We start from the raw sequence: 20,820 nt of genomic DNA, 5'->3' as shown, positions 1-20,820 counted from the left end.
AACCCCCATCGCTACTGATTTATGCCTGAGTCGACCCGAGGTCAGCGGCCTCTAGTCCCACCAGCCGCACGACCAGTCGTCGGTCGGGTTCGCGTCCGCGGCTAAAGGTCTCCAGCCCATCGTGGGCGCTGAGGAAGCTGTGAACCTGCCGCCGCTCGGCTGAGGAAAGCCCCCTGATCTCATGCTCTTGCTGGGTGGTTCGAGCCTGTTCGGCGGCGTCCTCCGCGATCGCCTTGAGTTCGGCCTGCCGCCGCTGCCGATAGCCCGCAAGTTCTACCGTATAGGCCTGCTGCCCCTCACCCGAAAGGCCCATATTTAGAATCGTATTGGCCAAATACTGGATCGAGTCCAGCACCGAGCCCTTTTCACCAATCAGCGCCTCCCTCTGCGATGGGCTGAGCTGACCCTGATCAATCGTTAGCCAGGTGCTACCGTCGCTCAGGTCGTCTTCTATCCGCTCGCCGCTGACCTGAGCGGATATCCCTTGCAGCGTCAACATCTGCTCTAGCCAGCGTTCACCGCTCCGTTCCGTTTGCTCATCCATCGCTTTTGCCGAAACCAATCTGCCTGTGACTAAGACTTTTTCTTTGAAACTTTTTTGGACGTCCCGCTTTTTGTCGCGCTGTTTGACGACTTAGCGTTAGTTTTAGCACTCTTGGTCTCGGGCTTAGCTCCCTTAGCGTTGGCTTTCGTCTCAGCTCGCTTTGGGCTGCCGGGCTCAAAGGCTAGCTTTTCACGGCCTTCCGTTTTCACCGTCTCTGCATCGACCAGCTTTTGCAGGTTCTCGGGCAGGGGCTCACGCGATAGGATGAAGGACTGAACGGTCTGAAAGACGTTGGCAATCACCATGTACATCAGCACGCCAGCCGGGAGCGGGAAGAACAGAAACATGCCGGAAAACAGCAGCGGCGTAAACTTATTAATCGCGTTCTGCTGGGGGTTGTCACTGCTCGCGGCCTGCCCCGAAAACTGCTGGTTCACATACAGGCTAAGCCCAAAGAAGAGGATCATTCCCAGGATATCCCAGTGAATTTCGCCGTTATCGCCCGTCACCCCAATCCGGCCCAGGGCTTTAATAAACAGGAAGCCCTTATTCGAGGCCAGGCCCGGAACTTTAGTCTGAATCGTCACGTCACCGGGGGCCAGGGCCTCGATGCTGCCGTCTGGCCCGACTGAAACGAGCTCTTCGCCCTTGGTGACTTCAAACCGGGGTTTGACTTCAATATCGGGCTTAGCATAGGCATCGACCAGCTGCGGCAGCGATCGCCCGTCTTCGGCCTGGAGGCGAATCGCCGTGGTTTCACCCACCGCAAGCTGGTCGCCGCTGGGCACAACTGCCGATACGGGAAAATGCTCTCCGTCGGAGACAAAGATAGTATGGGGCGAGGTAGAGTAGGCGGGCTGCACCTGCTCGACATTATTCTGCGGCACAATGTGCAGATTCACCGGGTAGCTGACGTCGGCAAACGGCGATCCCCGCAGCGTGGCAAAGAGCGCAAATAGAATGGGCATCTGCAGGAGCACCGGAAAGCATCCGGCCAGCGGATTGCCAAATTCTTTATAAATCTGGCCCATTTCCTCCTGCAGCTTGGCCGGGTCGTCTTTGTAGCGGTCCTGAACCTCTTTCACCCGCTTCTGCATCACCGGCTGCGCCACCTTCATCCGCCGCATATTGCGAATGGAGCCTGCGTTCAGCGGGTAGAGGGCAAATCGGATGACTAACGTGAGCGCAACGATGGCCAGTCCATAGCTAGGCACAATCCCGTAGAAAAAATCCAGGATTGGCAGCATGATGTTATTCGAGAGAAATCCGATGCCGAAGTCCATATGCTACGCCTAGTAATTTGAGCTCTTGGGTGGGGTAAATCTCTGCCAGGTCTGTACTAGCTAGAGAAGGGTGTAGGTATCTGCTCTCTAATCTATCGAAATATGGGCCGTCTTGGCAGTCGTCAGCCCAATCAATCGGCTCTGTCCGCTCAGGGACAGGGCTCAAAAGCAGGAAAAATTGGGGAATATTCGAGAAAACCGAACTCGGCTTTCCCGCCTGGCACCAGTCCCGTCGCTAAGACTGACCTACGCTGCCGCTGGCGACTTTGGCCTGGGGTGAAGCCTTATCCAGAATGTAGTCGTAGATCTCGCGAAACCGGGGCAGCGCCCGCAGCTCTAGCCGACTGCCATCTTTCAGGGTAATCACCATGTCCCCCCAAGCGCCCAGCCCCCGGGGTACCGTTACGACCTTTGCCACTTCGGAATAGATTAGGTCGGTGCGATCGCGACCCATCCAGCCGCCGGTGACGGAAATTCGCCGGTCGGTAATTCGGTAGCGCAGCCACAGCGCCCGCACGATGGCCCCGACGGTGAGCGGAATACAGATTACCGTAAAGGCCAGCAGCGAATTGAAAATTAAATCGCCAATGTGCGGCCCGCCTTCGTAAAATACCTCTTCACGAATTGCCATCGATTACCCCCAGCTTTGTCAACAGATAGTCCAATTCTCTCAAAAAATCGGCATATTCGCACTCGGTCGCGGCGGGGCGCACCCCGATCACCACCTGCCAGCCGGGCTGAATCTGCGGCAGCAGAGCCCTCAGCGCAGCCCGAATCTGCCGCTTGACCCGATTTCGGACCACGGCTCGCTTGCTGACCTTACGGCTGATGGAAATTCCTAAGGCAGTCTCTGGAGGGCTCTCTAGAACTGTCAGCTGACGGCTCACATCGGCTGCACTCGGCCTGAAAGCTCGAAGGGAAAGATAGCGCGAAGAGGCCCGAAGACCCAAGCGATAGACCCTGGAAAAGTCGCGTGAGGCCCTCAGTCGGTGCTGGCTGGGTAAAGCCACGCCGCTAGGCGGCCAGTCTTTCCCGACCCTTACGACGGCGGGCCTTGATCACGTTGCGTCCGTTTTTGGTCCGCATCCGAGCACGAAAGCCGGATACGCGCTTACGCTTGCGGGAGGTGCCGCCGAGGGTACGCTTAGTCATGGGTCTTTCCTGAAATCTACTGGGAGTCTACTGAGCCAACAGGCACGGCTTACGATTCTATCGTCAAAGCCTACTCTTCGGCAACCAGCATTTCCCAAGTGCCGATGTAGCGCGACAGCACGTCGCCCCGATACTCGGCCTGCAGGTTGAAGTTGTGAACGCCAAACCGATTGGGGTTGCGGACGTTAGACATGACGATAACGACGCTGGTGTCAGCCGGGACGACATCCTGGAAGTAAAGGTCGAGCTGGCCAGACTCGGGCGTCCAGACGACATCGTCGAGGGGAATGTTCTCGCCGCCCCGGCCCCGGCCCCGGCGGACTTCAATACTGTCCACATCGAAGGCCCCGTTGCGCTCGGTGAAAGCCTGTGGGTAGGAAATGCGGAAGTGGGAGACGGCCCGCTCTAGCTTGTCGCCGGGGACTCGCAGGTAGTAGCGAGCCCGGGGGCTGCGCGGCTCATTGTACTGGAGGGTGTAGGACAGACGATATTCGGAGTCAACGCCGCCAAACAGGGTCAGGCCGGGATTGGTCTGGGCCTGAGTGGGCAGCGTGGGGAGGCCGGTTGTGAGCGCGATCGCAGACAGGGCAATTCCCGAAAAAATACGGCGGATAGAACGATGGGCGATCATTTTGCTATCACTCCTCTGGATATCTAAAGTGAACGGTTCTTAAGGGGATCTGAGTTCTCGACAGGCGTTAAAAGCGGCTTGCGCACCTATATCGTCTAACACTGAATAGGGCCTATTCACCGGCGTCAGTGGACAGTTTCTAAAGCTGCGTTGCGAATTTCACAAACCTTTATGAAATTTAGCACGCCAGCCGCTGCCAGATAAACCAAAGACTAGCTTAAATGCTTGGATAGATGGGGATCATTGTCGAGACAGGGAAATCAGGCCCGCTGTTTTTGTCAATACTGCTTTAATTAATAGTCACGTTTAGCAACGTTTGCACGTCATATTGTCAAACGCTAACCTAGAACCGCTCAGAACAGCGTTCAGCGGTAAGAAATCGGTTACTCTATCAGTTGATTCGCCTGTCATTCACGAGCACTGCTCTGGGCCACAAGCTAGGCCAAAAGGCTCGCGATCGCGCTGGGCGGCTCAAGCCATGGCCAGCCTTAGCGCCTTTCAGGCCTATGTAACGCATTTCGTAACAACTGAATGACAGCTTGCCCTCTATTTCTTTACTTTGGATCTACTTTAGGAATAGACCTACTTTAGGAATATTTCAGAGAAGCTGCCGAGCCGTGCAGTTTTTTTATGCCTTAATCGGCCATGACCGTAGCTTTCAGCATTTCCATCCCCAAAAATTCCCCAAAACCCAAAAGTTTAAGCACTGTTCTGTAATCAAGGAAAGGCTATGACCATTGCCACTGAAAAAAGCGCTGCGACTGCTCAATCGCCAGCATCTCAGCCCGGGGCACCGAAGCGAGTTGGCATTCCCAAGGAAATTGCGGCGGGCGAGCGCCGCGTCGCCGCCACGCCGGAGACAGTCAAAAAGCTGCAAAAGCTAGGGTTTGACGTTTTGGTTGAGCAGGGAGCGGGGGCCGCAGCTGAGTTTTCTGACGATGCCTATCGCGCGGCGGGCTGTGAGGTCCTCGATAGCGCTGCTGACCTCTGGCAGCAGGCCGATATCATTCTCAAAGTGCAGCCGCCCCAGGCCGATGCGACGGGCGGTCACGAGGCAGACCGTTTGCAGGCCGATAAAACATTGATTAGCTTCATCTGGCCCGCTCAGAACGAAGCCCTGCTGAATCAGCTCAAGGAGCGGCAAGCCAGCGTCCTAGCAATGGATGCGATCCCCCGCATCAGCCGGGCGCAGAAGATGGATGCGCTTAGCTCGATGGCCAACATTGCGGGCTATCGGGCCGTGATCGAGGCGGCGAATCAGTTTGGTCGCTTTTTTACCGGTCAGATTACCGCCGCGGGCAAGGTGCCGCCCTGTAAAGTGCTGGTAATCGGCGCAGGCGTGGCGGGACTGGCTGCGGTAGGGACAGCTAAAAGCCTAGGCGCGATCGTTCGGGCCTTTGACACTCGCCCGGTGGTGAAGGAGCAGGTCGAGAGCATGGGCGCAGAATTCCTGGAGCTGGTCTTTGAAGAAGACGGCACGGGTGAGGGCGGCTATGCCAAAACCATGAGCCCGGAGTTTATTGCGGCTGAGATGGCGCTGTTTGCAGAGCAGGCCCGAGAGGTGGATATTATCATCACCACTGCCCTAATTCCCGGTAAGCCCGCTCCGAAGCTGATCACCCAGGACATGGTGGAGAGCATGAAGCCGGGTTCCGTAATTGTGGACATGGCGGCGGAGCAGGGCGGTAACTGCGACGTCACCAAGCCCGGTGAGGTCTACCGCTACAACGGTGTCACCATCGTCGGGATTACGGATTTCCCCAGCCGGATGGCGCGGCAGTCGAGCCTGCTCTACGGCAATAACCTCTGCCATCTGCTCAGCGACATGGGCGGCTCCGAGAAATATCAGATCAACCTGGAGGATGAAGTGGTGCGCGGGGCGCTGATTACCCACGAGGGCGAGATTACTTGGCCTGCGCCTAAGCCGGCTCAGCCTGCACCCAAGCCTGCCGCAAAGCTGCCTGAGACCCCCGAAGCGACGGCTCAGGCTAAACCCAAGTCCCCGTTTCCTTGGCAGTTTGTCTGGCCCGCGATCGCGGCTCTCGCCCTGGTCGGCGTCGGCATTGGCGCACCCTCGTCCTTCCTGTCGCACTTCACCGTCTTTGTGCTGTCCTGCTTTATCGGCTGGCAGGTGATCTGGAACGTCAGCCCCTCGCTGCATACGCCCCTAATGAGCGTCACCAACGCGATCAGCGGCATTATCATCATCGGCGGCATGCTCCAGCTTTCGGGGCCGCTGAGCTCGGCTACGACAATTTTGGGCGCGATCGCGGTTTTCGTTGGCACGATTAACATTGCCGGAGGTTTCCTGGTGACGCAGCGGATGCTGAAGATGTTCCGCAAGTAGCTGAGCTGCCCCATTCCCAAAAAAGGGATTCTGAACACAGACCTAGAACCCCAAAAGCCCTTAAATTTAGGATTCAACCATCATGACCCTGTCGAGTAATTTGGTGACGGTCGCCTACATTGCGGCGATTGTCCTGTTTATTCTCAGCCTCAGCGGCCTGTCGAACCAGGAAACGGCTAAGCGCGGCAACCTTTACGGGATTGCGGGAATGGCGATCGCCTTTGCCGCGACCGCCTTCAGCGCCCAGGTCTCCGGCTACAGCACGCTCATTTCAGTGATTGCCCCGGGCCTGATGATTGGGGCCATCCTGGCGGCCCGGGTGGAGATGACCTCCATGCCCGAGCTGGTGGCGATTTTACACAGCTTTGTCGGCCTGGCGGCGGTTCTAGTCGGGGTTGGCAACTACCTCCAGCCCGAGAGCCTGGTCGGAGTCGAGGAGACGATTCACCAGCTGGAGGTTTACATCGGCGTCTTTATCGGCGCGGTGACCTTTACCGGCTCAGTGGTGGCCTTTGGCAAGCTGCGGGCAATCATCAGCAGCAAGCCCCTGACCCTGCCGGGGCGGCACCTGCTCAACCTGGCGATGCTGGGGGGCACGGTCTATCTAGGCTATTTGTTTATGACGGCGGCAGGGACTGAGGGCTTTGTACCGATGCTGGGGATGATCGCGATCGCGTCTCTCTTGGGCATTCACCTGGTTGCCGCCATTGGCGGGGCCGACATGCCGGTGGTAATTTCCATGCTCAACAGCTATTCCGGCTGGGCCGCCGCCGCCGCTGGGTTTATGCTTTCCAACGACCTGCTAATCGTTACCGGGGCGCTGGTGGGCAGCAGCGGTGCCATCCTCAGCATCATTATGTGTAAGGCAATGAATCGTTCTTTCCTCAGCGTTATCCTGGGCGGATTTGGTGCGGGTGCAGCCAAGGGTGGCAGTTCAGCCAGCGGTGGACCGGTTGGCGAGGCCACCTCGATCGACGTGGCGGAGACAGTTGAGCTGCTGAACGACGCCCAGAGCGTGATTATTACGCCGGGCTATGGCATGGCCGTGGCTCAGGCTCAGCACGCCGTCGCTGATATTACGAAGATTTTGCGCGATCGCGGCGTCAAGGTGCGATTTGGTATCCATCCCGTTGCCGGACGGCTGCCGGGGCATATGAACGTGCTGCTGGCAGAGGCGAATGTGCCTTACGATATCGTGCAGGAGATGGACGAAATCAACGAAGACTTCTCTGCGACCGACCTAGTGCTGGTGATCGGTGCCAATGACACGGTGAATCCTAGCGCGGCGGAAGATCCGACCAGCCCGATTGCGGGAATGCCGGTACTGGAAGTTTGGCAAGCGGCCAACGTAATCGTGATGAAGCGCAGCCTCTCCACCGGCTATGCGGGCGTAGACAATCCGCTGTTCTACAAAGAGAATACGCAGATGCTATTTGGCGACGCCAAGGCCAATGTGTCTGCGATTCTGGCTCAGTTGCAGGAATCTGGCACGGCGGCGAGTCCGGCTTTGGCCGCAGCAGCGCGTTAGCGGCCAGGCGTTGCCAATCTCCCAGAGGCAATCCCCGGAGGGCATGATATTGGCTCATTTGGGGGTTGCCCGCCCCCCGTTGGATTGACTTAACTGGATTACATTGATAGCTATTGCTCGCCCCCTTACTAATGTCTGACGCGCTCACTCTGGGCCAGCAGTACGGCTGCTTTGGCGGTACGGTTGGCTTTTACAGTCATTTCTCAGAGACCTGCCTCTGCGAGATGACCTTTTCCGTCTTCATTCCGCCTCAGGCTCAGGCCGGGCCGGTGCCGGTGCTGTACTACCTATCGGGGCTGACCTGTACGGCAGAAAACTTTACGGCTAAGGCGGGTGCCCAGCGCTATGCGGCTGAGCATGGGCTAATCCTGGTTGCACCGGACACCAGCCCCCGCGGCGAAGACGTGCCGGATGAAGACGCCTGGGACTTCGGCAGCGGCGCAGGCTTCTACGTCGATGCGACGGAAGCGCCCTGGGCGAAGAACTATCGCATGTACAGCTACGTGACGGCAGAGTTGCCTGCGCTAATTCAGGCTAATTTCCCAGCCGATGGGAACCGCCAGGGCATTTTCGGCCATTCTATGGGCGGCCACGGAGCCCTAGTCTGCGGATTGCGTCACCCCGAGCAGTATCGCTCGATTTCGGCCTTTGCGCCGATTGCCGCGCCAATGCAGTGTCCCTGGGGCACCAAGGCGCTGAGCAAATACCTGGGCTCTGATCTTCAGCTCTGGAAGGAGTACGACGCCAGCGAGCTAGTCAAGCACTATGCCGATCGCGATCGCCCCGTTCTGATCGACCAGGGCGCGGCTGACCCATTCTTAGCGCAAAAGCAGCTGCTACCTGAAGTTTTTCAAATCGCCTGTCAGGAAGCGGGACAGCCGGTCAGCCTCAGAATGCAGCCGGAGTACGACCACAGCTACTATTTCATCGCCACTTTCATGGCGGATCATATCCGTCACCATGCCCAGTATCTGTGCAGATGATGGAATGAGGTAGAGTTCTCCTGAAAGCACCCCCCCGAATAGCTCATATCCGGGGGGGCTGTTTGTGATAGATTTCGCGTTTCTCTGGGGAGCAGCTGCGCAGCCTATACCGCCGCCGCCTTCTTCACCTTGGCATCGAGTTCGCCAGCGGCGTACTTGGCCGCGTACACATCGATCGGTGCCTGCTTAATCTTAGAAGCATTGCCCGCCGTGCCAAACGCTTCATAGCGTCTGGAGCAGACCTTCTTCATATAGGCGATCGAAGGCTTCAGGAAGTGGCGAGGATCGAAGTTCTTCGGATCCTTAGCTGCAGCTTCGCGGATGGCAGCGGTAATCGCCAGGCGGTTATCGGTATCGATATTCACCTTGCGGACGCCACTCTTGATCCCCTTCTGAATTTCTTCCACCGGTACGCCATAGGTCTCGGGGATTTCGCCGCCGTACTGGTTGATCATGTCTAGCCATTCCTGGGGAACGGAAGACGAGCCGTGCATCACCAGGTGAGTATTGGGCAGTCGCCGGTGAATTTCTTCAATCCGGCTGATCGCCAGAATTTCGCCGGTGGGCTTACGGGTAAATTTGTAGGCGCCGTGGCTGGTACCAATAGCGACGGCCAGGGCATCAACCTGAGTGGCTTCGACAAACTGCACCGCCTCATCCGGGTCGGTTAGCAGCTGGTCTTTGCTGAGCGCGCCTTCAAAGCCGTGGCCGTCTTCGGCTTCGCCTTTACCAGTTTCGAGCGAGCCCAGGCAGCCGAGTTCGCCTTCGACGCTGGCACCGACGGCGTGAGCTACCTTGACCACTTCAGACGTCACCGACACGTTGTAGTCAAAGCTGGCTGGCGTTTTGGCATCGGCTTCGAGGGAGCCGTCCATCATTACGCTGGTGAAGCCGTTACGAATGGCCGAGTAGCAGGTGGCCGGGCTGTTGCCGTGATCCTGGTGCATCACGATAGGAATGTGAGGATAGGTTTCAACCGCAGCCATCACCAGATGCCGCAGAAAATTCTCACCTGCGTACTTGCGCGCGCCGCGAGAAGCCTGCAAAATCACCGGGCTGTCAGCCTCATCCGCAGCCTGCATGATGGCCAGAATCTGCTCCATGTTATTGACGTTATAAGCGGGAATCCCGTAGCCGTTTTCAGCTGCGTGATCGAGCAGCAGCCTCATGGGTACAAGCGCCATAGATATCCTCCTAGTGAATTCTTGCTCTCTGACCGCCCTGCAAGGACCGTCGAGAGGCTTCCTATCAAAGATAATATTAAGCCAGAATACCTAATTTATAACGGGCGATTTTTGAAATCCGAAGATTTGATTAAAAAATTGCACCGCGAGGCGTCAAAAATCAGAAGCTAAAATTATGGGTCGCCTGGGATTCGAACCCAGGACCAGTCGGTTAAAAGCCGAATGCTCTACCACTGAGCTAGCGACCCATTTTGAGCAGTCCAGCAAACGATCCAGCATTTGCCGCACGGTTTTTTAACTTAGCACATTAGGCCAGCCGTTCAGCCAGATAGAGCAAAAAATCTTAGGTTTCGCTAGGACTCTGCGCCTCGACCCGTTCTAAGTACTGGCCGTCAATCAGAAAGGCCCCGCGCTCAAATCGAACGCCGAGATAGCCCCCCGGCTTGCGTTCGACAACTACGCCTTCCTCACCCAGGGCAATCAGATCCGGCGGACGCAGCATCGGCATGGGTTCAGCTGTTTTCAGGTAGGGCGGGGCCGCTGCCACGCGGACGCGATCGCCAACCGCAAACTGAGGCTCGGACATCGGAGGAACTCCAATAGCTCACACCCGCTCAGTATAGGACTTCACCGTCCTGTCGGGTTCTGGCGCTTGATTCGCAGCGCCCCACATGCTCTCATGAGAAGGGTCCCGACCAAACTACCCCAGATGGTCGGGACCCAATTGAGACGGAGGAGAGGAGAGTCTCAGACCGTCTCAAACCTATTGACTTAGCCTAGCCGCTAGCCAAATCGACTGGCGGTTGAGGCAATCAGGAAGGCCGCGTAGGTCAGGATATAGCCCACCGTGAAGTGCGCCAGACCAATCAGCCGGCCTTGAACGATGGACATCGCCACCGGCTTGTCCTTCCAGCGCACCAGGTTCGCCAACGGCGTCCGCTCATGCGCCCACACCAGCGTCTCAATCAGCTCCTGCCAGTAGCCCCGCCACGAAATCAGGAACATGAAGCCCGTCGCCCAGACCAGATGCCCGAATAGGAACATCCAGGCCCAGACCGCTAGGTTGTTCATGCCGTAGGGGTTGTAGCCATTAATCAGCTGAGCCGAGTTGAGCCAGAGGTAGTCCCGCAGCCAGCCCATCAGGTAGTTTGAGCTTTCGTTGAACTGGGCCACGTTGCCCGACCAGATCGCCAGGTGCTTCCAGTGCCAGTAGAAGGTGACCCAGCCGATGGTGTTGAGCATCCAGAACATCGCCAGGTAGAAGGCATCCCAGCCGGAGATGTCGCAGGTGCCACCGCGACCCGGACCGTCGCAGGGGAAGCTGTAGCCGAAGTCTTTTTTATCCGGCATCAGCTTTGAGCCGCGCGCGTCGAGCGCCCCCTTGACCAGAATCAGGGTGGTGGTGTGCAGCCCCAGCGCGATCGCGTGATGCACCAGGAAGTCGCCCGGCCCAATCGTCAGGAATAGCGAATTGGTACTGCTGTTGATTCCCTCTAGCCAGCCGCCCAGCCAGACATTGCCGTGGTTCGGCCAGGCCGTGGTGGCAATGCTGTCCGGGTTGGACAGCAGCGTATCCATGCCATAGAGCACTTTGCCGTGGGCCGCCTGAATCCATTGGGCAAACACCGGCTCAACCAGGATTTGCTTCTCCGGTGTGCCAAAGGCCACGACCACATCGTTGTGGACATAGAGCCCCAGGGTATGGAAGCCCAGGAACAGCGACACCCAGCTCAGATGAGAGATAATCGCTTCCTTATGGTCGAGCACCCGGGCCAGCACGTTGTTCTCATTCGCCACCGGGTCATAGTCACGAATCAGGAAGATCGCCCCGTGGGCAAAGGCCCCCACCATAATGAAGCCAGCGATGTACTGGTGGTGGGTATAGAGCGCCGCCTGGGTGGTGTAGTCCCTGGCGATGAAGGCGTAGGGCGGCATCGAGTACATGTGCTGCGCCACCAGCGAGGTAATCACCCCTAGGCAGGCCAGGTGCCAGCCCAGCTGGAAGTGCAGGGAGTTGTTGTAGGTATCGTAAATACCCTTGTGCCCCGCCCCAAGCGCCCCGCCAAAGGGGGTTCCCTCTGGTGGTCGGTGGGTTTCGAGGATCTCCTTCATGCTGTGGCCGATACCGAAGTTGGTGCGGTACATGTGGCCAGCGATGATGAAGATCACCGCGATCGCCAGGTGGTGATGGGCCATATCCGTCAGCCACAGCGACTCGGTCTGCGGATGGAAGCCCCCCAGGAAGGTGAGAATCGCACTGCCCGCGCCTTCGGAGGTGCCAAAGATATGGTTCGCCGTATCGGGATTTTCGGCATAGACTGACCACCGCCCGGTAAAGAACGGCACTAGGCCCGCCGGATGCGGCGGCGTCGAGAGCAGGTTGCCCCAGCCGACATGCTGGCCGCGAGACTCGGGAATCGCCACGTGCACCAGGTGTCCCGTCCAGGCCAGCGAGCTGACGCCGAACAGACCCGCCAGGTGGTGGTTCATCCGCGATTCGGCATTTTTGAACCAGGCCAGCCCGGGACGAAACTTGGGCTGCAGGTGCAGCCAGCCGGCGAACAGGAATACCGCCGACAGCAGCAGTAGGAACACCGCACCGGTATACAGATCGTTATTGGTCCGCATGCCGATGGTGTACCACCAGTGATAGATCCCGGAGTAAGTGATATTCACCGGGTTGGACGCGCCAGCTTGGGTAAAGGCATCTACCGCAGGCTGACCAAAGTGGGGGTCCCAAATCGCATGGGCGATGGGACGAATATTTAGCGGATCTTGAATCCAGCTTTCAAAGTTCCCTTGCCAGGCGACGTGGAACAGGTTGCCAGAGGTCCAGAGGAAGATGATTGCCAGATGGCCGAAGTGAGAAGCAAAGATCTTTTGATAAAGATTCTCCTCCGTCATGCCGTCGTGGCTTTCAAAATCGTGGGCCGTGGCAATCCCGTACCAGAGTCTCCTAGTGGTGGGATCTTGGGCCAGATCCTGGCTAAATTTTGGGAATTTAGTGGCCATAGATCTAAAGGTATTTTTCCAGTTAAGTACTAGCTAACCGCGATGATGCGGGCTAAGAAGAAAGCCCAGGTGGTGGCAATGCCGCCGAGCAGATAGTGCGCGACGCCGACCGCTCGACCCTGGACAATGCTCAGCGCCCGGGGCTGAATCGCCGGGGCGACCCTGAGCTTGTTGTGAGCCCAGACGATGGACTCAATCAGCTCCTGCCAGTAGCCGCGACCGCTGAAGAGGAACATCAGGCTGAACGCCCAGACAAAGTGAGCCCCCAGGAAAATCAGGCCGTAGGCGGACAGGGCCGACCCGTAGGAGTTGATTACCTGAGTCGCCTGCGCCCAGAGGAAGTCGCGCAGCCAGCCGTTAATCGTAATTGCACCGGCGGCAAAGTTGCCCCCAGTAATGTGACTGACGTTGCCGTCGGTCACCGTTCCCCACACGTCGGACTGCATTTTCCAGCTGAAGTGGAAAATGACAATCGACAGCGCGTTATACATCCAGAACAGCCCTAGGAAAACGTGATCCCAGCCAGAGACCTGGCAGGTACCGCCGCGCCCCGGCCCATCGCAGGGGAAGCGGAAGCCCAGCTCAGCCTTATCGGGAATCAGCCGCGAGTTGCGCGCATAGAGCACACCCTTGAGCAAAATCAGCACCGTCACGTGAATCGTGAAGGCATGAATATGGTGAATCATGAAGTCCGCCGTTCCCAGCGGAATTGGCGCCATTGCCACCTTGCCGCCGACGGCAACCAGGTCGCCACCGAAGACTGGGCTAACGCTCGCGATCGCGTTCGGGGCCGTATTTCCCGCCGCTGCCGCATGAATGCCCTGAATCCACTGGGCAAAGACTGGCTGAAGCTTAATGGCCGTATCCGAGAACATATCTTGGGGACGGCCTAGCGCCTGCATCGTATCGTTGTGGATGTACAGCCCAAAGCTATGGAAGCCGAGGAAAATACAGACCCAGTTGAGGTGCGAAATCAGCGCGTCGCGCTGCCGCAGCACCCGATCGAGCAGATTGTTGACATGCACCGACGGCACATAGTCGCGCACCATAAAGATGGAGGCGTGCGCCCCAGCCCCAACGATTAGAAAGCCGCCAATCCACATATGGTGGGTAAACAGCGAGAGCTGGGTCGGGTAGTCGGTGGCGATATAGGGATAGGGCGGCATCGAATACATGTGATGGGCCACCAGAATCGAAATCGACCCCAGCCAGGCCAGATGCCAGGACAGGTGAGCGTGCCAGGAGGTGGTAAAGACCTCGTACATGCCCTTGTGGCCTTCGCCCGTGAGCGGTCCCTTGTGCGCTTCTAGGACTTCTCTGAAACTGTGGCCAATGCCCCAGTTCGTCCGGTAGAAATGTCCGGCGATGATAAACAGCACCGCTAGCGCTAGGTGATGATGGGCCGTATCGCTCAGCCACAGCCCGCCCGTCACCGGGTTAAGGCCGCCTTTAAAGGTAAGAAAATCGCTATAGGCCGCCCAGTTGAGCGTGAAAAATGGCCTCAGCCCTTCGGCAAACCCCGGATAGATATCGGCCATCAGGCCAGGATTAAGAATCCACTCGTGGGGCAGCGGAATGTCTTTAGCCGCACCAATCACCCTGCCGCCAACCGTCAGCGGACTGCCCGCGTCGATGGCATCTAAGCAGGCGTTGATTGGCAGGGAAACATGGATCTGCTGTCCGGCATAGCCCAAACAGCCCAGTCCTAGCAGCCCGGCCAGGTGGTGATTCATCATCGACTCGACATTCTGAAACCACTCCAGCTTGGGCGCTCGCTTGTGGTAGTGAAACCACCCAGCAAACAGCATTAGCGCTGCCATCACCAGGCCGCCAATTGCAGTGCAGTAAAGCTGAAATGAGTTCGTAATGCCGTTGGCTCGCCACAGCTGAAAGAGCCCAGAGGTAATCTGAATGCCGTGGAAGCCGCCGCCGACGTCGCCATTCAGAATATTTTGCCCAACGATGGGCCAAACCACCTGAGCGCTGGGCTTAATGCCGGTGGGGTTGGTCAACCAGGCTTCGTAATTGGAAAACTTAGCGCCGTGAAAATACATGCCGCTTAGCCAGATGAATACCACGGCTAAATGGCCAAAATGGGCGCTGAATATTTTGCGAGAAACGTCTTCGATATCGCCGGTATGGGAATCAAAATCATGGGCGTCGGCATGAAGATTCCATATCCAGGTTGTGGTCTTGGGGCCTCGCGCTAAGGTCCGGTCAAAATGGCCCGGCTTACCCCACCGCTCAAATGAGGTTTCAACCGGGTCAGTATCGACCACGACTTTAGCTTTTTGCCCCGGTTCCGGGGGACTTATGGTCATCTGGCTCTCCTTATGTTTCAGATCGTAAGATTTAGAGTAAAGCCCTCCTTAATGACTTCACTCATGGCTGAAAACCCTTGATTTATCACCTCCTTAGTCCGATTGAACGGCATTTAACTCAAAGCGCAGAAAGCGTTTAGAACAGGCGAATCTGGCTCCGAGGCAGAAATGCATCTCTCCTGAGAAAAGGATCCACAGGTGCGCTATCTCCGGCAGAGTCAGCTTCAAAGCCAACGCCTTTCAAACACTTCAAAGCTACTAGATCCGTTGGTATCAACTTTATATAAGTAGCGGTAAAATAATAATTACCGTTGAATAAGTTAATAACTCTGGCCGCATATATATTTCATCAAAGCGCTGACTCAGGCTTCTGTTAAGGAAGTTAAACAAAGCCCCTGAGACAGCTTATGAGAAAGGAATTCGCAGCGTCAGAAAAATTGAACATGAAAACCATAAATACGAGCTTTAGTCGATTCAACGCCGTATTCTTTAACCAAAAACAAACTGATCTAATCGCTTTATTTACATACAGGCAAATTTTATTTAAAGTTCTCAATCTCTGTGTTGAGCACGATCGAAGCAATCGTATTTGAATTGTGCAAATTGTGCAAAACCTAAGCGTTCGATTGAGCTGCTCTGCCGTAGGCAATTTGCAAATCAAAAGTCCTTCTCCCTAGGCAGGAAAAGGACTGAAGATACAGACGCTAAATTGGCTTATTACGGAATAGGTTAGGCGCAATATAGAACGACTATCGGTCTGCCGCTCAGGCACCTATGGAACCGCACCCATTGCTTAGGGAACTTGCCAAATTCGCTGGTGGTACTGGCCGGGTTCAGCATAGGGATCGACCATAGTGGAATCGTGTCCATGACTATGATCGTGCCCATGTCCGTGCCCATGCCCATGCCCATGCCCGTGCCCTGTCTCGCCGGACACAGCCGCGAGGCGGAATTTGCACATTTCACAGTTCATCCTGACTTCGCCGGTCTGGGTTTCGAGCTCGCGCTGGCGCAGTACCTGGAGCAGCTGCGGGTGCAGCCCCATTTCTGGCAGCGTCGCGATCGCAACCTCAGGAAACAAATCCTGCTGCTCCGCCGCGATCGCCATAATTTTTTTCACCAGTACGCCAGTAAACATAAAGTAGGGCAGCACGATAATCCGCTTGGGATGGTAAAGCCTGGCCCGCCGAAAGCCTTCCTCTAAGCGGGGATGGGTAATGCCGATAAAGCAGGTCTCAACCGTCTGATAGCCGCTGCCCTCCCATAGAATGCGCGCCATCTTGTAGACATCGCCATTGGCATCGGGGTCGCTGGCCCCACGCCCGACGAATAGCAGGGCGGTGTGCTTCCGCGCGATCGCGAGCGGATTGTGCTGGGGCTGGTCGAGCAGCGCTAGTCGGGTGCGCCAAAGGTCGAGAATGGCTGGGGTGATGCCAAAGTGGCGACCGTAATGGAAAGTGGCCTGGGGATGCCGCTGCCGCGCCCGGTCGAGCTCATTGGTCACATCAAATTTATTGTGACGGGCGGCAAACAGCAGAATCGGCAGCACCGAAAGGTCGGTGTAGCCCTGCTCGACGCAGAGATCGACGCCGTCCTGAATGCTAGGCGAAGTCAGCTCCAGAAAGCAGGGAACCACTGGCCTGGAGGCGTCTAACTGCTGGTAGGCAGCGGCAAAGTCGAGCAGGCTCTGGCGGCCCTGGGCGTCCCGGCTGCCGTGGCCCACCATCAGCAGCGGTCGCGGCAGCGGCAGCGGTGGCCAGTCGAAACCTGTCAATTCAGAGGTGCTAGGTTCAAGGGCATCTGGCTGGATTGTGTCTAATGGATCAATAGCGAAAGCAGGCATGGTTAACTCCGTTCCCGTGCGACGCGGGAAATAGAGTGAAAAGATAGCCCGCTGGCATTCTGACTTTACAGCTGCGGCACAGTGCCGGAATTGCACCGGACTTTCCCTGGCTGACTATCGTTCACAATTGCCTGGTAATTTTAGCTTACGGCCGTAGGCGATAAAATGCGGGGGGCAGGCATTTCATCTCAATTTGGCGCGAATGATCTCAAGAGAGCAGGTACGGCGTTATTTAAACGAAGGGCATTCGCGGGTTGGGCTGGGGGTGAATATCGCAATCGCGGTCCTGATCCTGCTCTCTGCGGTCTTCTTTGTCGCTGAAACCTACCCCATCCCCAGCAACCTGCGACTTGGCCTGGAGCTGGCCGACTGGGCGATTCTCACCCTGTTTACGGTTGAATATTTCATTCGGCTCTGGGCGGCAAAAAACCGACTGCGCTACTTCTTCAGCCTGTACGCGCTGATCGACTTCTGCGCCATCCTGCCGTTTTTCCTAGGCTTTTTGGACGTGCGCTATCTGCGGCTGCTGCGCTGGCTGCGAATTTTGCGCCTGGCTCGGTTTCTAGAAGATAAAACCTGGTTCAGCCGAATTAGCGGCTATGACGGCCTGATTTTCGCCCGGATTCTATTCACCCTCTTCTCCATTATCTTTATCTACTCGGGGGCAATCTATCAGGCTGAGCATACGGATAACGCTGAAAACTTTGCCACCTTTTTAGACGCCGTCTACTTTGCCGTGGTCACCATGACAACGGTGGGCTTCGGCGACATTACGCCGATTTCGGAAACGGGCCGCTGGCTCACGATTATGATGATCCTGACGGGAATTGCCCTGATTCCCACCCAGATTGGCAATTTCATCAAGCACTGGACCAAGGTGCAGTCCTCACGGACTCAGTGCGAAAGCTGCGGCCTGGTTGGGCATGAGATGGATGCCCGCTACTGTCGGCGCTGTGGCGTCGAGCTGCCGGTTGAGGTAGAGGATCTGGAGGGGGAGCGCGATCGCAACGGCGGCGGCTCCATCAGCCCGGCAGTCGCGGAAAGCGCTGCTATTGACAATAGGCCGTAATTTGAAAATAGGCTGGGGACGTTCACCCGGGGTAAAAGCCGCTAAGCTAGAATTATTAAGGTTTTTTACAGAATCCGATTAAATCCCGCGGAAATCCCATGAGTCTCCCTATTCGTAACGTCGCTATCATTGCCCACGTGGACCACGGCAAGACCACCCTAGTCGATTCGCTGCTGGAGCAGTCGGGGATTTTTCGCGAAGGCGAAGCAGTGCCGACCTGCGTCCTAGATTCCAACGACCTGGAGCGGGAGCGGGGTATCACGATTCTGTCTAAAAATACGGCGGTTCACTACAAAGATACGCTGATTAACATTGTCGATACGCCGGGTCACGCCGACTTTGGCGGCGAAGTCGAGCGGGTGCTGGGGATGGTGGACGGCTGCCTGCTGATCGTAGACGCCAACGAAGGGCCGATGCCACAGACCCGGTTCGTGCTGAAAAAAGCGCTGGAAAAAGGGCTGCGCCCGATCGTCGTGGTGAATAAGATCGATCGTCCCCGGGCCGACCCCAATGTGGCCGTCGATAAGGTGCTGGACCTGTTTATTGAGCTGGGCACTGACGATGACCAGTGCGACTTTCCCTACCTGTTCGCTTCAGGGCTGGCGGGCTTTGCGAAGGAAGCGCTAGAAGACGAAGATAAGGACATGCAGCCGCTGTTTGAGGCCATCCTGCACCATGTTTCGCCCCCCGTCGGCGACCCCGAGAAGCCGTTACAGCTCCAGGTGACGACGCTAGACTATTCTGACTATCTCGGTCGGATTGTCATTGGCAAGGTGCATAACGGCACTATCCGCATGGGTGAGCAGGCGGCCCTGGTACGCGAAGACGGCAAAATTATCAAGAATCGGATTACCAAGCTGATGGGCTTTGAAGGGCTCAGCCGGGTGGATGTGGAAGCTGCCGCGGCGGGCAACATCGTCGCCGTCGCCGGGTTTGCCGATGCCAATATTGGTGAGACGATTACCTCCCCCGACGACCCGCAGGCGCTGCCGCTAATTAAGGTAGATGAGCCGACCCTCCAGATGACCTTTGCGGTGAATGACTCGCCCTTTGCCGGGCAGGAGGGCAGCTATGTCACCTCGCGGCAGCTGCGCGATCGCCTCATGCGCGAACTCGAAACCAACGTCGCCCTGCGGGTAGAAGAAACCGACTCGCCCGACCGCTTTGCCGTCTCAGGCCGGGGCGAATTACACCTGGGCATTTTGATCGAAACCATGCGGCGAGAAGGTTATGAGTTTCAGGTCTCACAGCCTCAGGTGATCTACCGTGAGGTCAGCGGCCAGCCCTGTGAACCCTACGAGCAGCTAATCCTTGATGTCCCCGAAGAGGCCGTCGGCGGCTGTATGGAGCGCCTGGGCCAGCGGCGCGGCGAAATGCAGGACATGATGATGGCCGGGACAGGCCGCGCCCAGCTGGAATTCGTCGTCCCGGCTCGGGGACTAATCGGCTTCCGGGGCGACTTCATGCGCATCACCCGGGGCGAGGGCATCATGAACCACAGCTTTCTAGAATATCGCCCGCTGTCTGGCGAAATTGAAACCCGTCGCAACGGCGTCCTGATTGCCTTTGAAGAAGGCGTCGCCACTTTCTACGCCCTGAAGAATGCCGAAGACCGCGGCGTCTTCTTCATCGAACCGGGTACCCGCGTTTACAAGGGCATGATTGTCGGAGAGAACAACCGCCCCCAGGACCTGGAGCTAAACATCTGCAAGGCCAAGCAGCTCACCAACCACCGCGCCGCTTCCGGCGATGAGCTAGTGCAGCTCCAGTCACCCATGGAGATGGGGCTAGAACGTGCCCTGGAGTACATCAGCGCTGATGAAATGGTCGAAGTGACGCCAGAGTCAATTCGGCTACGCAAGATGAACAAAAAGCTAGCAAAGCGCTAGCAAGTTGAATAGCGTACGCAGCTGCAAAAACCACGATTACCGAGAACTTTGGGTGAGGACAATTTTTCCAACAGCTTTGTTTTGTTCTAAGCGATCGTGAGCTTGGGCTACTTGAGCAAAGTTAAACTTACTTGGGTCGATCAGAGGCTTCAGATGACCGTTGTCTACGAGACTGGCAACCTCTCGCAGAATGGCTCTGTGGCGTTCTCTACCGACATCTTTCAACATCGGTAACAGCATAAACACAACATGTAGCGAAAGTCCCTTAGCGTGCATAATTGACAGGTCATAGGACTGGCTAGAAGATGGCGTAACCACTGTCCCATTGAGCCTCGCAGCCTCGAATGAGTTAGGCAGGTTGGCTCCGCCCGTACTGTCAAACACAAGGTCAAATCCTTTGCCATTTGTATACCGATTGACATCAGACGCGACATCCTCATCCTGGTAATTGACAACTTCATCCGCGCCGAGATCTTTTGCCATCTGCAATTTTTCAGACGTTGAAGCCGTTGCGGTGACGTGGGCACCTCGCCATTTGGCAAGCTGAAGCGCAACGTGACCGACGCCGCCTGTCCCGCCGTGAATCAGTACGGTCTGCCCCGCCTGCACATTAGCTTTGTCAATCAGCCCTTCCCAGGCGGTGATCGTTACCAGCGGCAGGGCAGCGGCAGCGGCAAAGTCCAGACGGCTTGGCTTCTTAGCAATCAAGCGAGCGTCCGCCAGCATATAGTCTGCCAGCGCGCCGCCATGACCTTGGACACCGCCCGCGCAGCCATAAACCGCATCGCCGGGTTTGAATTCGTTGACGCCGTCGCCCACTGCTTCGACCACGCCTGCCACATCGCCATGGAGAATTGCGGGCAGCTCGGGGGCAAAAGGCGGCTGATAGCGTCTGACTTTGTAATCGACTGGATTCACGCTGGAGGCTTCGACCCGAATCAGCACGTGACCTGGCCTTAGCTCTGGCTTCGGCACATCGGATTGAATAAATACGGAGCTGTCTCCGAATTGCTCGATAATCATTGCTTTCATTT

17 protein-coding genes, 1 tRNA gene and 1 riboswitch are annotated in these 20,820 nt (G+C 56.9%); of the genes, 5 read left to right on the top strand and 13 right to left on the bottom strand.

The annotated features are described in order from the left end of the window. Positions 1 to 19: 19 nt before the first annotated feature. The 6 genes from IQ241_RS15210 to IQ241_RS15185 all read right to left on the bottom strand — a co-directional run bounded on the left by IQ241_RS15210 (position 20) and on the right by IQ241_RS15185 (position 3,610). Positions 20 to 544, bottom strand: a complete 525-nt coding sequence (locus IQ241_RS15210; protein ID WP_193908645.1) for a Jag family protein — start codon at positions 542 to 544, stop codon at positions 20 to 22. A 29-nt stretch (positions 545 to 573) separates the two neighbouring features. Then, positions 574 to 1,827: a membrane protein insertase YidC gene (yidC, locus tag IQ241_RS15205; protein ID WP_193908643.1), complete on the bottom strand. Its 1,254-nt coding sequence runs from the start codon at positions 1,825 to 1,827 to the stop codon at positions 574 to 576. Positions 1,828 to 2,062: 235 nt separating this feature from the next. Beyond that, a complete protein-coding gene (locus IQ241_RS15200) occupies positions 2,063 to 2,458 on the bottom strand; it encodes a PH domain-containing protein (RefSeq protein WP_193908641.1) in 396 nt (131 codons plus the stop codon). Further along, entirely contained in the window at positions 2,445 to 2,837 is a 393-nt protein-coding gene (gene rnpA / locus IQ241_RS15195) for a ribonuclease P protein component (RefSeq protein ID WP_193908639.1), read from the bottom strand. The genes IQ241_RS15200 and rnpA overlap by 14 nt, the downstream gene beginning before the upstream one ends. Positions 2,838 to 2,841: 4 nt before the next feature. Next, positions 2,842 to 2,979 carry a 50S ribosomal protein L34 gene (rpmH, locus tag IQ241_RS15190; protein ID WP_193908637.1) on the bottom strand — a complete coding sequence of 46 codons (138 nt, stop codon included), beginning with the start codon at positions 2,977 to 2,979 and terminating at the stop codon, positions 2,842 to 2,844. Positions 2,980 to 3,049: 70 nt separating this feature from the next. Beyond that, positions 3,050 to 3,610 carry a DUF2808 domain-containing protein gene (locus tag IQ241_RS15185; protein ID WP_193908634.1) on the bottom strand — a complete coding sequence of 187 codons (561 nt, stop codon included), beginning with the start codon at positions 3,608 to 3,610 and terminating at the stop codon, positions 3,050 to 3,052. A 730-nt stretch (positions 3,611 to 4,340) separates the two neighbouring features. On the opposite strand from IQ241_RS15185, the gene pntA reads away from it, so the two are divergent. The 3 genes from pntA (at position 4,341) to fghA (ending at position 8,468) form a co-directional block, all read left to right on the top strand. Further along, entirely contained in the window at positions 4,341 to 5,957 is a 1,617-nt protein-coding gene (gene pntA, locus IQ241_RS15180; protein WP_193908632.1) for a Re/Si-specific NAD(P)(+) transhydrogenase subunit alpha, read from the top strand. A gap of 88 nt (positions 5,958 to 6,045) precedes the next feature. Then, the gene (gene pntB, locus IQ241_RS15175; RefSeq protein WP_193908667.1) at positions 6,046 to 7,485 is read left to right on the top strand and encodes a Re/Si-specific NAD(P)(+) transhydrogenase subunit beta; all 1,440 of its coding nucleotides are present in this window, start codon (positions 6,046 to 6,048) and stop codon (positions 7,483 to 7,485) included. A 131-nt stretch (positions 7,486 to 7,616) separates the two neighbouring features. After that, entirely contained in the window at positions 7,617 to 8,468 is an 852-nt protein-coding gene (gene fghA, locus IQ241_RS15170) for an S-formylglutathione hydrolase (RefSeq protein ID WP_193908630.1), read from the top strand. Positions 8,469 to 8,572: 104 nt separating this feature from the next. On the opposite strand, the gene fba is transcribed toward fghA, so the two are convergent. The 6 genes from fba to IQ241_RS15140 all read right to left on the bottom strand — a co-directional run bounded on the left by fba (position 8,573) and on the right by IQ241_RS15140 (position 16,828). Then, positions 8,573 to 9,652, bottom strand: a complete 1,080-nt coding sequence (gene fba / locus IQ241_RS15165) for a class II fructose-bisphosphate aldolase (protein WP_193908628.1) — start codon at positions 9,650 to 9,652, stop codon at positions 8,573 to 8,575. A gap of 176 nt (positions 9,653 to 9,828) precedes the next feature. Next, positions 9,829 to 9,900: transfer RNA gene (locus tag IQ241_RS15160), tRNA-Lys, on the bottom strand. Positions 9,901 to 9,995: 95 nt separating this feature from the next. After that, a complete protein-coding gene (gene sipA, locus IQ241_RS15155) occupies positions 9,996 to 10,238 on the bottom strand; it encodes a regulatory protein SipA (protein WP_193908625.1) in 243 nt (80 codons plus the stop codon). 197 nt (positions 10,239 to 10,435) lie between these two features. Beyond that, positions 10,436 to 12,664: a photosystem I core protein PsaB gene (gene psaB, locus IQ241_RS15150; RefSeq protein WP_193908622.1), complete on the bottom strand. Its 2,229-nt coding sequence runs from the start codon at positions 12,662 to 12,664 to the stop codon at positions 10,436 to 10,438. 29 nt (positions 12,665 to 12,693) lie between these two features. Further along, positions 12,694 to 14,985, bottom strand: a complete 2,292-nt coding sequence (gene psaA, locus IQ241_RS15145; protein ID WP_193908620.1) for a photosystem I core protein PsaA — start codon at positions 14,983 to 14,985, stop codon at positions 12,694 to 12,696. Between the two features lie 793 nt (positions 14,986 to 15,778). Then, entirely contained in the window at positions 15,779 to 16,828 is a 1,050-nt protein-coding gene (locus IQ241_RS15140; RefSeq protein ID WP_193908618.1) for a sirohydrochlorin chelatase, read from the bottom strand. A gap of 45 nt (positions 16,829 to 16,873) precedes the next feature. Next, positions 16,874 to 16,952, bottom strand: a riboswitch (adenosylcobalamin-variant (AdoCbl-variant) riboswitch). Positions 16,953 to 17,030: 78 nt separating this feature from the next. Here IQ241_RS15140 and IQ241_RS15135 point away from each other — a divergent pair. Then, positions 17,031 to 17,897: an ion transporter gene (locus tag IQ241_RS15135; protein WP_193908616.1), complete on the top strand. Its 867-nt coding sequence runs from the start codon at positions 17,031 to 17,033 to the stop codon at positions 17,895 to 17,897. A 98-nt stretch (positions 17,898 to 17,995) separates the two neighbouring features. Next, positions 17,996 to 19,786, top strand: coding sequence for a translational GTPase TypA (typA, locus tag IQ241_RS15130; RefSeq protein WP_193908614.1), 1,791 nt, complete (start codon positions 17,996 to 17,998; stop codon positions 19,784 to 19,786). Between the two features lie 36 nt (positions 19,787 to 19,822). On the opposite strand, the gene IQ241_RS15125 is transcribed toward typA, so the two are convergent. Next, positions 19,823 to 20,818, bottom strand: a complete 996-nt coding sequence (locus IQ241_RS15125; protein WP_193908612.1) for a zinc-dependent alcohol dehydrogenase family protein — start codon at positions 20,816 to 20,818, stop codon at positions 19,823 to 19,825. Positions 20,819 to 20,820: the final 2 nt, after the last annotated feature.

The sequence above is a fragment of the Vasconcelosia minhoensis LEGE 07310 genome, from assembly GCF_015207255.1.
GTDB classification, from domain to species: Bacteria; Cyanobacteriota; Cyanobacteriia; order Phormidesmidales; family Phormidesmidaceae; genus Vasconcelosia; species Vasconcelosia minhoensis.
Note: the sequence above shows the minus strand (reverse complement) of the source record. Positions and strands in the feature narration are given on the sequence as shown.